Below are 13,257 nucleotides of genomic sequence, written 5' to 3' on the forward strand. Positions count from 1 at the left end.
GTTCGGGGGCCCGTCCCCCGGCTGTCTATGCCATTCAGCTTGGTGTAGTATTGTAATTTAATAACATAAGGCCACTCAGATGGCCTGCAAGCGGGCGCCATGCCATGTGCTTGACGGGGCAGTATTTCAAGTCATATCAACTTCACATTGGAGTCTTTCATGCCAAGACGTACAAAGATTGTAACCACACTCGGTCCGGCGACCGATCGCGACGGCATCCTCGAGGGGATCATCCGCGCCGGTGCCGACATGGTGCGGATGAATTTCTCTCACGGCACTCCTGAAGATCATATCCTGCGCGCCACCCAGGTGCGTGAAATCGCCGCCAAGCTCGGCCGCCACGTCGCCATCATGGGCGATCTGCAAGGCCCCAAGATCCGCGTCTCTACCTTCAAGGATGGCAAGATTTACTTGGCCATCGGTGACAAGTTCGTGCTCGATGCCGCGCTCGGCAAGGGCGAAGGCTGCCAGGAGCAGGTCGGCATCGACTACAAGAGCCTGCCAAACGACGTGGTCCCGGGCGACATCCTGTTGCTGGATGACGGCCGGGTACAGCTGAGAGTCGAACAGGTCGAAGGCACCCGCATTCACACCGCGGTGACCGTGGCTGGCCCCCTCTCCAACAACAAGGGCATCAACAAGAAAGGCGGCGGTCTCTCCGCCCCGGCCCTGACCGAGAAGGATAAGGAAGACATCAAGACCGCGGCCCGCATGAACGTGGATTACCTGGCTGTCTCCTTCCCCCGTAACGGCGACGACCTGCGTTACGCCCGCGAACTGGCCCGCGAGGCCGGCTCCAACGCCAAGATAGTGGCCAAGGTCGAGCGCGCCGAAACCGTCGCCACCGACGAGGCGATGGAAGACATCATCCTCGGCTCCGACGCCGTCATGGTGGCCCGTGGCGATCTCGGCGTCGAGATCGGTGATCCCGAACTGGTGGGCGTGCAGAAGAAGCTGATCCGTCACTCCCGTCGCCTGAACCGGGTGGTGATCACCGCGACCCAGATGATGGAGTCCATGATCAATGCCCCGCTGCCGACCCGTGCCGAGGTCATGGACGTGGCCAACGCCGTGCTGGACGGCACCGATGCGGTGATGCTCTCAGCCGAGACCGCCGCCGGTCAGTTCCCCATCGAGACGGTGACCTCCATGGCCAGCGTCTGCGTGGGCGCCGAGAAGCACCCGAGCCTGAACGTCTCCAACCACCGCATGAGCTACACCTTCACCTCGGTAGAAGAAGCCGTGGCCATGTCCACCATGTATGCCGCCAACCACCTGGAAGGGGTCAAGGCGATCGTGGCACTGACCGAGTCCGGCACTACCCCGCTGCTGATGTCCCGCATCAGCTCAGGCCTGCCGATCTTCGCCATGTCTCCCCACAACAAGACCCTGGCCTGGACCAACCTCTACCGTGGCGTCACACCCGTGCTGTTTGACGGCGACGAGAGCAAGCCGGTCTATGAGGTGTGCCGCGAGGCACTGGATGCCCTCAAGGCCAAGGGCCTGGTCCAGAGCGGTGACATGGTGCTGCTGACTCACGGCGACAAGATGGAAACCGTGGGCAGTACCAACACCTGCAAGGTGATGATGGTCGAGTAACTCGCCCGTCAACAAAAACGGCTCCCGCGGGAGCCGTTTTTCATGGGGCCATGGCCGGATCAGCCGCGAAACAGCTCCACCTTGTCGCCGTCCTGCAGGCTGCCGGCGCCGCGCACCACCACCCTGTCCCCCTGCTTGAGCGCGCCGCTCACTGCCACCTGCTGGCTGTCGCCAAACAGCACAGTCACCGGTACCCGGTTCACCTTCAGCTCCTTGCCGCTCTGCTCCACCCTATAAACCACGCTGCCCTCGGTGTTGAGCACCAGCGCATCCCGTGGCAGCAACATGGTCTGCTGCTGCCCGAGCGGCAGCGCCACCCGCACCGGCGAGCCGATGATGAACTGACCCGGCTCGGGCTTGAGGCGCAACTCGATGAGGCGGGACTTGGGGTCTGCGCTCGCCGCACGCTGATAGTAGACCGCATGGCTGCTGAGCTGATCGCCCTCGACCCGCAGCCGGGCCTGGGCTGGCAGCTGCCCGGCCCAGATGATGGGCGCCCGCAGCCGGATGTCCGGTTGATCCGGGTTGACCAGCTCCAGCGCCCGCTCGCCCGCATCCACGTGTTCCCCCGGCTGGATAAAGTGATCGTTCACAACTCCGTCGAACGGGGCGAAGATGTGGGTCCTGCGCAGCTGCTCCTCGATCTGGCGCACCTGCACCCGGGCCAGCCGCTCGGCCAGCTCGGCCTGCTCCACATCATAGCGCGCCTTGTCATGCTGGCTGAGGGAGGCGTTGTTCTGCTGGCGCAGCCGATCCAGGCGCTGGAACTCGGCGCGGGCGTAGCGCACATTGCTGTCCCACTTGGCCTGCTCGGCCTGGGACTGCTCCAATGAGAGCCGCAGCGCCGCACTGTCGAGGCGCAGCAACTCATCCCCCGCCTTGACCCGGCTGCCGAACTCGGCGATCCACTCCACCCGCCCGCTCACCTCGGCGCTGAGCGCCGCCTGCTGACGGCTCGCCACGGTGCCGCTGACCCAGATGCTGGCCGCCGCGTCCCCCTGGGTCACGTCCGCCAGGGTCACCATCTTGGCCTGGCTCGGCAGGCTCAACCCCAGCACGCCGACCAGCACCATCCTTGTCATCACTCGTTTCATATGAGCTCCTTGCTCAGGCCCGCTGCCGGAGGGCGTGCGGCACGTCGACCTGCTCACCCAGCCGCAGGAAGGCGGGTAACAGGATCAGGGTAAACAGGGTGCTGCAGCTCATGCCGCCGACGATGACGGTGGCCAGCCCCCGATAGATCTCGCTGCCCTCGCTCGGGCTCAGCATCAGCGGCAACATGCCGAAGATGCTGGTCAGGCTGGTCATGGCGATGGGCCGCATCCGGCTCTGCAGCGCATCAGCCACCGCCGACTGACGATTCATGCCCTCCCTCTCGGCCATCCGGGTCTGATGTACCAGCAGGATGGCGTTGTTGACCACCAGCCCCAGCAGGATGACGAAGCCGATGATGGTCAAGAGATCCATCGGCAAGGGCACCAGCAGGCCGCTCAGGTGCAGCGCCAGCACCCCGCCGACGGTGGCGAGCGGCAGGGTCAGCAGCACCAGGATGGCATCCTTGAGGGAGGCGAAGACCCCCCACAGCAGGATCAGCAGTATCATGATGGCGAACAGGAAGATGCCGCCGAGGTTGTCCAGCGCCTGCTGCAGGCTGTCGGCGTTGCCCGCGACCTGCAGCTCGCCCCCCGCCGGCAACAACGGCCGGATGGCGGCGAAGCTCTTGGTCTGCAGGGTGTCGAGCACCTGTTCCATGCTCATGCCGGCCGGTGGCTCTATCAACAGCTGGATGCTGCGCCGGCCATCGGCCCGGAAGATGCTGGCCGGCCCCAGGCTGTGCTCCACCCGCAGCAGCTCGCCGAGCGGCACTATGCGACCGGACGGGGTGGCCAGCGGCACGGCCTTGAGCTCATCCGGGTTGGCCGAGCTCTGCCCCATCAGCAGGATGTCGAGCCGGTCCTCGCCGTCGAAATATTCGCCGACCCGCAGGCCATCGCCGAAGGTCTGGATGATGGTCGGCATGGGGGTACGATCCCAGCCCACCTCGGCGAGGCGCCGATCCTGCGGCACCAGCCGCAGCTCGGGGGCGGTGAAGTCGAGCCCGGGCTCCGGCCTGATCTGGGCCCCCGGCAAGTCGCGCTGCACTATGGCCATGCTCTCGCGGGCCGCCTGGTAGAGCTCGGGCAGGGTCCCGCCCTGGATCAGCAGGGAGATGCTGTTCTCGCTGTCGAAGCCGCCAAACAGCGAGCCCTGGCCACCGAACGCCTTGGTATCCGGGATATTGGCCAGCAAGTCGTCCATCAGCAGGCGCTCCAGCTCCTTGATCCTGGCCTCATCCCTGGGGCGCACCCCGATCTGGGCACCGCCCGGATAGCGCAAAATGTAGTAGTTCTTGAGGGCGGGCTCCTTTTCTCCCTTCATGTAGGGCGCGAGCCGGGCTATCAGGGTGTCGATCACCTCCTCGCGCTGGGCCTTGAGATTGACGCCCGGGGTGAAGGTCATCCACACATCGATGGCATCCCGCTTCACGTCCGGCAGATAGTTCATCTTGGGCAGCAGCAGCCAGCTCGCCAGCACGGGTCCGCTCATCATCAGGGTGATGATGGCCCAGCGTCTGGGGGCCGTGTTGGTCCAGCGGATCACCCGCTGGGTGGTACGCCGCCACAAACCATCGTAGGGATCGAGCAGCCGCTCGCGCCCCATCCAGCGCGCCGCCACCGCTGGCAATACGGTCACCGCCACCAGCATGGAGACGGTCACGGCGCAGGCGATGGTGAGCGCGAGATCCGCAAACAGTTGCCCCTCCACGTCGTTGAGCAGCAGCACCGGCAGGAAGATGGCGACCGTGGTCAGGGTCGAGGCCACCAGCGCGGTCCACACCTGCTGGGTACCCGCCAGCGCCGCCTCGGCCTTGCTCAGATCCCCCCGCTCATGGCGCCGATAGATGCTCTCCAGCACCACTATGGCCGCATCCAGCACCATGCCGACCGCGAAGGCGATGCCCGCCAGCGAGATGATGTTGAGGGTCCTGTCCAGAATCTTGAGCAGACAGAAGGTGAGCATGATGCTGATGGGGATGGCGAGCGCTATCATCAGGGTCGCCTTCAGCTGGCGCAGGAAGAGCCAGAGGATGGCGCAGGAGAGCAGCACGCCGAGCCCCAGGTTGGCGGTCACCATGCCCACCGCCCGGTTGATGTAGAGGGAGGCATCGAACGACTGCTCCATGTGCAGCCCGACCGGCTCCAGCACGTCGCGATTGAGCTCGCCGACCTTGGCCTTTATCCCCTCCAGCGCCGCCAGCGCATTGGCCCCGCTCTCCTTGAAGATCTGCGCCGCGATGGCGGTGTTGCCATTCTGGATGCGCAGCACCGGGTTCTCCTCCCGGGCCAGCCGGATTTCGGCCACGTCCCTCAGATAGATGGGCAGGCCATCGCGCCAGTCCACCACCTTGTCACCCAGGGTCGCCACGTCATAGCGACCGGCGAAGCGCAGCTTGTACTCCCAGCGCCCGATGTCGAGGGTGCCGGCCGACACATCCCAGCCGGTGCTGGCCCGGCTGGCGAGCACGGGGATCTCCACCCCCAGCTCGGCGGCGCGATAGGGGTCGAAGCGGATCTGGATCTGGCGCTCGTTGATCCCCTCCACCTCCACGGTCGACACCCCGGGGATCCGCTCCAGCTCGGGCTTGACCCGCGCCTCGATCAGCGCCTGATGATCATCTATCTCCCCCTTGGCCCCCGGCAGCTGCTGGATGAAGAAGAAGGTGAGGGTGTCGTTGCTGCTGTAGTTGTTGACGTAGGGGCCATCGATGCGGTCCGGCAGGCCGGAGACCCGGTTCAGGCGCGAGATGACGTCGAGCTGGGCCCGCTGCATATCGGTGCCGAGCGCAAATGCCATGTTGATCTCGGTGAAACCGGGGTAGCTGTTGCTGCCGAGGCTCATCAGCCCCTGCACCCCCTGCATCTCCTGCTCGATGGGGTCGGTTATCTCAGACTCCATCTCCTGGGGCGAGGCCGAGCGCCAGCTCACCGAGATGTTGAGGTGGGGACGTTCTATGTCGGGGAACAGCTGGACCGACAGCCCCCGGATGCTGAGCAGGCCCAGCAAGAAAACAAGCACGACCGAGACCACCACCCAGATGGGGCGTTCGATCGCCGTTTTGGCGAGGTTCATTCACTCTTCCTGAGTTGTTGTTATCGGCCATTCCGCTGGCCTGGCTTCCTGCCCCAAGGGTGGGGGCCATTGCATTAAACTGGAATTAATCGATATTGTAAATGCTTGGTTAACAAACGAAAAAACCGGCCACTTGGGCCGGTTTTCGGTTCGGGTTCAGACTCAGGCGGCGTGCACCACCGGGGCCGGTTGAGACAGTCCTTCCAGCTCGCCCGGGGCGAAGTTGTCAACCTGGATCGCCTCGTAGCGCAGGGCGTCGGCGGCCAGCAGCTTGTCGGCCTCCTCCTGGCTCAGGATGGACTGGGACAGGGCGGCAGCCACCAGCTCAGGCAGCGCCATCTTGCGTGGCAGCCTGCCCTCTTTCTGGGCCTGCACCAGCTTCTTCTCGATGGGCTGTACCGACACCATGGCCAGGAAGGCACGCTCCATCTGGCCGACCGGATCCGACTCCTCCTTGCCCACGTAGCAGAGCGCGGTCAGACGGTCGCGGAACTCGCCCGGCTTCATCATGGCCGAGCAGATGGCGTGGCAACGATCGTCGGCCGGCATCTGGTAACCGACGCCGAACGGGAACACCACCCGCTTGAGCACGGCCCCCACCACCTTGTTCGGGAAGTTCTGGAAGAAGCCCTCGAACGCCTTGCCGATCAGATAGAGGTTGCGCTCCACCGCATACTGCACGAACGGCAGATCCGAGACCATACGGCCCTGATCCTCGTAGTGCTTGAGGGTGGAAGAGGCCAGATAGAGGTGGCTCAGCACGTCACCCAGGCGGGCGGAGATCATCTCCTTGCGCTTGAGATCGCCCCCCAGCATCAGCATGGATACGTCGGCGCAGAGCGCCAGCCCCTTACTCATGCGGGACAGCTGCTTGTAGTAGCGGGCGGTCTCTCCCCCCACCGGGGCGCCGTTGAACTGGCCCAGGGTCAGCCCCTGGAACAGGGCGCCGAAGAAGTTGCCGGCACCGAACGCCACGTGCTTCATCAGCAGGCCGTCGAACTTCTCGAGGCCGCGCTCCACGTCGGTGTCGGCCGCCGCTTCCAGCTCGGCAAACACGTAGGGATGGCAACGGGTCGCCCCCTGGCCGAAGATCATCAGGTTGCGGGTCAGGATGTTGGCCCCCTCCACCGTGATGGCCACCGGAATGCCCATGTAGGCGTAGCCGGTGTAGTTCTTCGGACCCAGCTGGATGGCGCGCCCGGCGTGGATGTCCATGGAGTCATCCATGATCTGGCGCGCCATTTCGGTCATGTGGTACTTGGAGATGGCGGTGACGATGGCCGGTGCCTGGCCCAAGTCCAGCGAGCCTGCGGTCATGCGACGGGCCCCTTCCAGCTGATAGGTCAGGCCGCCGATGCGGGCCAGCGCCTCCTGCACCCCCTCGAACTTGCCGATGGACATGCCGAACTGCTTGCGCACATAGGAGTAGGCGCTCACGGTGCGGCTCGCCATGTGACCACAGGCGGTACCGAGCGCAGGCAGCGAGATGCCGCGGCCGGCGGAGAGGCATTCGACCAGCATGCGCCAGCCGCGACCGGCGTATTCCGGGCCGCCGATGATCCAGTCGAGCGGGATGAACACATCCTTGCCGAAGGTCGGGCCATTCAGGAACGCCAGCCCCATGGGATAGTGGCGATCGCCGACCCGCACACCCGGGTGGCTGGTCGGGATCAGGGCACAGGTGATGCCGAGCTCTTCCTTGCCACCCAGCAGTTTTTCCGGGTCATACAGCTTGAACGCCAGCCCCAGCACGGTGGCGCGCGGCGCCAGGGTGATGTAACGCTTGTTCCAGTTCAGGCGGATGCCGAGCACTTCCTCACCCTTGTACAGCCCCTTGCAGACGATCCCCTTGTCCGGGATGGCGCCCGCATCGGAGCCCGCTTCCGGGCCGGTCAGGGCGAAACAGGGCACCTCTTTGCCATTGGCCAGCCCCGGCAGCCAGAAATCCTTCTGGGCCTGGGTGCCGTAGTGCATCAGCAGCTCGCCCGGGCCGAGGGAGTTCGGCACCATGACGGTGACCGCCACGCTCAGGCTCTTGGTGGCGATGCGGGTGACTATGGTGGAGTTGGCGATGGCGGAGAACTCACGGCCACCGTAAGATTTCGGGATGATCAGGGCGAAGAAGCCTTCCTTCTTCAGATAATCCCAGACCTGCTCCGGCAACTCCTTGGTCTCGTTGACGATCTTGAAGTCGTCCACCATGGCGAGCAGGGTCTCGACCTGATGGTCGATGAAGGCCTGCTCCTCGGCGCTCAGCTCGGCCTTGCCGTAGCCGTGCAGCTTCTTCCAGTCGGGGTTGCCGCGGAACAGCTCGCCATCCCACCAGACGGAGCCGGCTTCCATGGCCTCCCGCTCGGTGGCCGACAGGGGCGGCAGTATCTTCTTGAAGACGCCGAACACGGGACGGGTCACCACCTTTTTACGGATGGCGGGCACGCCGAGCACAACGGCTATCGCCAGCACCAGCAGGATAAGCAATGTGATCATACTCAAGTTCCTTCTATTTCACTGTTTCCGTTGATTTATTGTTAGCTGTTACACGGCCAGGGATAGCCTGGTCGACTCCACGGGCGCCCCGACACCGGACGCCAGGTAAGGAATAACGTTGCGCACCAGCCCTTCCACATCGAGCTGCTGACCGAAGTCGGCCTGAGCGATGTCGCGCAGGGCATCGGCGGAGGCCATGGTGAACACGACCGTGCCCAGGGTGAAGTGCAGGCGCCAGAACAGATCCGCCGGCGACAGCGCCGGATTGGCCTTGGAAATCGCCTGGGTGATCCGCTGCAGGGTCGCGCCATAGTGGGTAGTGATGAAGCGACGCAGGTGACCCTGGCTGTCGATGTAGCCACGGCCCAGCAGTTGCATGAAGATGGCGGGACCATTGGCACGCACCGCCACCAGCTTCATCAGGGGCTCGACAAAGCTCTCGAACACCTGCAGCAGGGTCAGCTGCTCCTGCGCCATCAGGGTATGCAGGCGCGCATCCAGCTCCGGCATGAACAGGCTCAGATAGCGATCGAGCACCGCCTGGATCAGCTCCTTCTTGGAGCCAAAGTGGTAGTTGACCGACGCCAGGTTGACGTCGGCTTCGCTGGTGATCAGACGCAGGGAGGTATCGGCGAACCCCCGTTCGGCGAACAACACCTCGGCGGCATCGAGAATACGGTTTTTGGTATCGATTTTGCTCACTGGACACCTCACTTAAACGAATGTTTAAAAAGTACGTTTCATGCACATCCATGTCAAGAGAATGTGAACAGGCGTTAGCGAAATGTTTTAATCAAAAAAGGGAGAACAGGGTGGGAACTTAGCTGACCAACGGGACTCTATATCTATGCCACTGCAATTAAACATTAAGTCTCGCCCAACCTGCGCCATGCTCGTTGGGCCTTTTTTTATACGGCTTTTATCCGGCAAGGCACGATGGCGGCCCTTCGGTGAAAAATCGGGCAAAAAAAACCGTCGCAGGGGCGACGGTGGGGAAAAGAGAGCCAAACCATCCTGATCCGGCTCATCGATGGGTGTTCAGGCTTGCATCGATGGCTCCATCCTGACAGGCAAAGATGGTCAGACTTTGTCAGTCTCGCCGTAATTTGTGACAAAGTATGGCAGGCCACCACATGGCCCGACTCCGCTAATCTTGCTATGCTGACGCCTCATGCCAGAGGGGAGATAAGATGAAGTACCAGGTCGATACCCACACGCACACCGTCGCCAGCACCCACGCCTACAGCACCATTCATGACTACCTGCCCATCGCCAAGGCGAAGGGGATCAAGCTGTTTGCCACCACGGATCACGGCCCGGATATGGCCGACGCCCCCCACTTCTGGCACTTCGTCAACCTGCATGTGTTGCCCAGGGTGGTCGACGGGGTCGGCATCCTGCGCGGCATCGAAGCCAACATCAAGAACATCGACGGCGAGATCGACTTCCCCGAGCGCTACGAGTCGCGGCTCGACATGATCATGGCCGGTTTCCATGAGCCGGTGTTTCCCCCCTGCGATCAGGCCACCCACACCCAGGCCATGATCAACGCCATCAAGAGTGGCCGGGTCGACATGATAAGCCACCCCGGCAACCCTGCCTTCCCCATCGACATCCAGGCGGTGGTCAAGGCAGCGGCCGAATATCGGGTAGCGCTGGAGCTCAACAACTCCTCATTCATCCACTCCCGCCCCGGCAGCGAAGGCAACTGCCGCGCCATCGTCGAGGCGGCGCGCGATCTGGGCGCCTATCTCACCTTTGGTTCCGACTCCCACGTGGCCTTCAGCCTGGGGGATTTTGAACACTGTCAGCGACTGGTCAACGAGGCCGGCTTCCCCGAGGAGCGGATCCTGGCGCGTTCCCCTCGCGCCCTGCTCGAGTTTCTCGAGAGCCGTGGCCGCGCCCATATCCCGGAGTTTGTGGATCTCTGAAGAGCGCCTGTAACTCCATGAGCTGACACATGAAATTGATTCAGGCTCATTGACTTGCCAGGACATTTTCGGGAATCTAACGACAGGCCGGTATAGCTCAGTTGGTAGAGCAGCGCATTCGTAATGCGAAGGTCGGGGGTTCGACTCCTCTTACCGGCACCAGATACAACAAGGCCCGCAGCGATGCGGGCCTTGTTAATTTCATGCCTGGGGTTACATGTCGGGTAAGGCAATAGCCCCGTTGATCCACTACAAGCCGTCGAATTGAACCAGCAGGAAACTATCAACGCTTGGCCCGGGACTACTCGTACCGGGTGTGGGAGGTCAGTTCCAGCAGCGTTGGTTATCCGAAATTCGGGATGGGTCGAAATGGCCGTCGTTCTTAGGGCCTCAACTGACTGGATCTTTTAATTGGCATTTGCGCTCGGATGGCCTTGAACCGGTACTGACGACGGAAGGCCGCAGTCACCGGGTACATGGCCCACTACGCAAACCCCACTTCCTACTCCACACCACCGGCATCAATAAAAAACCAAAACACCGTTACAGAAGAAAAGCTGGCCACATATCGTAATGGGTTTTTATATGTGCCTTAACGAACCGACAGCCCTCCGTATACCCCTCATAGTCTCCGTATTTGCAGAAACCTCGATTGCAAGAGAGCCCATCCCAGACCCATCCATGATGCCTTGACAGGTAAATCATGAGCCTTCATGCCTCTTCAGCGAGCTGCAGACAGTGGAGCAAGCATGCATATTTCAAACCGGGAACAGAGCGAATTGATGTCTCATCATGGCCCATCATCGAGGGCAAGCCGATGAGTAGCTGGCACACCAGGCTGTTTGGCCATCAAGCGCCTTGGCAAAATGACGTGCCCATCCGGGAAGAGCTGTTCGGTATCGAGCGGTTGGAACTTCATGCCATGACGTTGGCAGCGGCGCAAGCTGTCACGACCCAGCCCATTGCGGTGCAACCGCTACATCGCCGTTTGAAAGAAAATGAGAGGGTCTTGCTCACCGCCTACCGAGCCAGCGCGGCCGAGCTGGAGCAGGGGCGCGAACTGACTCATGCGGCTGAGTGGTTCCTCGATAATTATCATCTGGTCGAAACCCAGATCCAGGAGATCCGCAGCAGTCTTCCCGCCGCTTACTACCGCCAACTGCCAAAGCTGGCGGAGGGGCCACTGGCCGGTTACCCCAGGGTCTTCGGGATTGGATTTGACCCCATAGATCCAGACACTTTTTCCCGCTTAGGGTTGTGATACCCGACTGCGCAGAAATTCCCGGGGTGAACGGTATCCCAAGGCGCTGTGCGGGTGGTGCTCGTTATAATGCTCAAACGCGATGGCCAAATTGCCTACCGCTGTTCGGCTATCTGGTTTCGGCATCATCTCGATATAGTCTCGCTTCATCGTCTTCACGAAACTCTCCGCTATACCGTTGCTCTGTGGGCTTCTCACCGCAGTCGTTCTGGGCTCCAAGCCGATTTCTCGTGCAAACGCGCGAGTCTCATGGGCTCGATACGCCGAACCATTATCAGTCAGCCACTCCACCGGTGATGCCGGCAACACATCCCCGAAGCGACGTTCGACAGACCTCAGCATGACATCTTGCACCGTGTCACTGTCGTAACCCCCAGTACTGGCAGCCCAGTCCAAGGTTTCCCTGTCACAGCAGTCCATGGCGAACGTGACACGTAGTTTCTCACCGTTATCGCAGCGAAACTCGAAGCCATCTGAGCACCAACGTCGATTGCTCTCTTTGACGGCAACACGCCCCTTATGTGCCTGCTGGGTCAATGATGCTGCCGGTTTTCTTTCGAGCAGCAGGCCATGATCGCGCATGACGCGATATACCCGCTTGGCGTTTACCACAGGCTGTCGTGTTGCCTCTGACTGACGCCGTAACAGCGCCCAGACTCGGCGATAGCCATAGGAGGGAAGCTCTGCCATCGCCTCCATGATCCGGCCAAGTAAGGCAGCATCATCACGCTGGCGATGATGACGACCATCTTGCCAACCCGGTTTTCGATGAACACGAACGGATAGCTGCGCACGCGATACATTAAGGGCCTGGCTCACAGCACTTAATCGTCGTCCCCCGGCAACAAGGGCGCATGCGCAATCCATTTTTTTGCTCGGCCATACTCCACGGCTTCTTTGAGGATCTCGTTCTCCATGGTCTTCTTCCCGAGCAGACGCTGGAGCTCTCGGATCTGCTTGATGGCAGCAGCCAACTCTGAGGCTGGAACAACATCCTCACCGGCGGTGATCGCCGTGAGAGAGCCTTCCTGGAATTGTTTGCGCCATTTGAAAAGCTGGTTGGCGTTGACGTCGTGCAAGCGAGCAACATGAGAGACGGTCATCCCGGGCTCAAAGGTCTGCTGCACAATGGTGATTTTTTCTTGCGGAGTCCGGCGTCGACGGCGCTCGGCTCCTGTTAACACTTCGACCATCTTCTCGTTGCGACTAGTACTGAACATAGTTCCAAGACTACCTCTTAAGTTAAGAGGGGCGAAGTGTCAGGATCCTCCAGGGGCCAATCTAGACAACGGGTACGATCAATGTGTCGCCCTTGCGTATGAACTTGAACAGTTCGGCGAACTCTGGACGCAGTATGAATCGCCGCCACTTTCCTGCCAGGACTGTTTGACCAATCCAATTAACCGCTCGCCCTCTCGCTGGCGCGTAGGTCAATTGAATCTACAGTGGCCTCCTTTAAGATATTTCTCTCTTCGGTACCTTGACGCAGTTCGGCTTTATAGCCGACGAATTGCAGCTTGCAGCTTGCAGCTTGCAGCGCAGACTCTTCATGTCGCGGCTCTGGGGAACTCCCATATTACTTGAGCCCAGCATACCCCCTACGGCAAAAGACCCGCGGGTACGGAAAACATCCACCACCAGCGACCACGCTCGGTGGTCTGCTTGACGGACTCGCTCTTGAATATTTCTGGATAACGCTGACGGGTCATAACCCCCCCAATAGTCACCTCATTTTAAGGCATTGGAGTGTCTAGAGAACTGGGGGAAATTCAGGGAGCAATTCACTTTTTCATGCTTTGGTGAAGCTCA

At 61.5% G+C, this 13,257-nt stretch carries 8 protein-coding genes, 1 tRNA gene and 1 pseudogene; 4 read left to right on the top strand and 6 right to left on the bottom strand.

Going from position 1 to position 13,257, the window contains the following annotated elements; all coding sequences use genetic code 11:
- The first annotated feature begins 159 nt into the window (after positions 1–159).
- Positions 160–1,599 (top strand): pyruvate kinase, encoded by a 1,440-nt coding sequence (gene pyk, locus EL255_RS14150; RefSeq protein ID WP_042654937.1) that lies wholly within the window; start codon positions 160–162, stop codon positions 1,597–1,599.
- 59 nt (positions 1,600–1,658) lie between these two features.
- On the opposite strand, the gene EL255_RS14155 is transcribed toward pyk, so the two are convergent.
- The 4 genes from EL255_RS14155 to EL255_RS14170 all read right to left on the bottom strand — a co-directional run bounded on the left by EL255_RS14155 (position 1,659) and on the right by EL255_RS14170 (position 8,958).
- The gene (locus tag EL255_RS14155; protein WP_042654938.1) at positions 1,659–2,693 is read right to left on the bottom strand and encodes an efflux RND transporter periplasmic adaptor subunit; all 1,035 of its coding nucleotides are present in this window, start codon (positions 2,691–2,693) and stop codon (positions 1,659–1,661) included.
- A 13-nt stretch (positions 2,694–2,706) separates the two neighbouring features.
- Positions 2,707–5,769 (bottom strand): efflux RND transporter permease subunit, encoded by a 3,063-nt coding sequence (locus EL255_RS14160; RefSeq protein ID WP_042654939.1) that lies wholly within the window; start codon positions 5,767–5,769, stop codon positions 2,707–2,709.
- A gap of 162 nt (positions 5,770–5,931) precedes the next feature.
- Positions 5,932–8,256 (bottom strand): acyl-CoA dehydrogenase, encoded by a 2,325-nt coding sequence (locus EL255_RS14165; protein ID WP_033129884.1) that lies wholly within the window; start codon positions 8,254–8,256, stop codon positions 5,932–5,934.
- 48 nt (positions 8,257–8,304) lie between these two features.
- Entirely contained in the window at positions 8,305–8,958 is a 654-nt protein-coding gene (locus EL255_RS14170; protein ID WP_033129885.1) for a TetR family transcriptional repressor PsrA, read from the bottom strand.
- Positions 8,959–9,446: 488 nt separating this feature from the next.
- Here EL255_RS14170 and EL255_RS14175 point away from each other — a divergent pair, with 488 nt between their 5' ends.
- From EL255_RS14175 to EL255_RS14185, 3 genes are all read left to right on the top strand, one after another.
- A complete protein-coding gene (locus EL255_RS14175) occupies positions 9,447–10,187 on the top strand; it encodes a phosphatase (protein WP_042654940.1) in 741 nt (246 codons plus the stop codon).
- An 86-nt stretch (positions 10,188–10,273) separates the two neighbouring features.
- A tRNA-Thr gene (locus EL255_RS14180) sits at positions 10,274–10,349 on the top strand.
- A 541-nt stretch (positions 10,350–10,890) separates the two neighbouring features.
- Positions 10,891–11,448: a hypothetical protein gene (locus EL255_RS14185; RefSeq protein WP_197720894.1), complete on the top strand. Its 558-nt coding sequence runs from the start codon at positions 10,891–10,893 to the stop codon at positions 11,446–11,448.
- On the opposite strand, the gene EL255_RS14190 is transcribed toward EL255_RS14185, so the two are convergent.
- Both EL255_RS14190 and EL255_RS21625 read right to left on the bottom strand, forming a co-directional pair.
- A protein-coding gene (locus tag EL255_RS14190) for an IS3 family transposase (RefSeq protein ID WP_126623264.1) occupies positions 11,437–12,641 on the bottom strand; the annotation gives its coding sequence in 2 pieces (ribosomal slippage) (positions 11,437–12,323 and positions 12,323–12,641; 1,206 coding nt in all). The genes EL255_RS14185 and EL255_RS14190 overlap by 12 nt on opposite strands.
- A gap of 260 nt (positions 12,642–12,901) precedes the next feature.
- A pseudogene (locus tag EL255_RS21625) lies at positions 12,902–13,157 on the bottom strand (IS3 family transposase); the annotation flags it as partial.
- Positions 13,158–13,257: the final 100 nt, after the last annotated feature.

The organism is Aeromonas encheleia, assembly GCF_900637545.1.
GTDB classification, from domain to species: Bacteria; Pseudomonadota; Gammaproteobacteria; order Enterobacterales; family Aeromonadaceae; genus Aeromonas; species Aeromonas encheleia.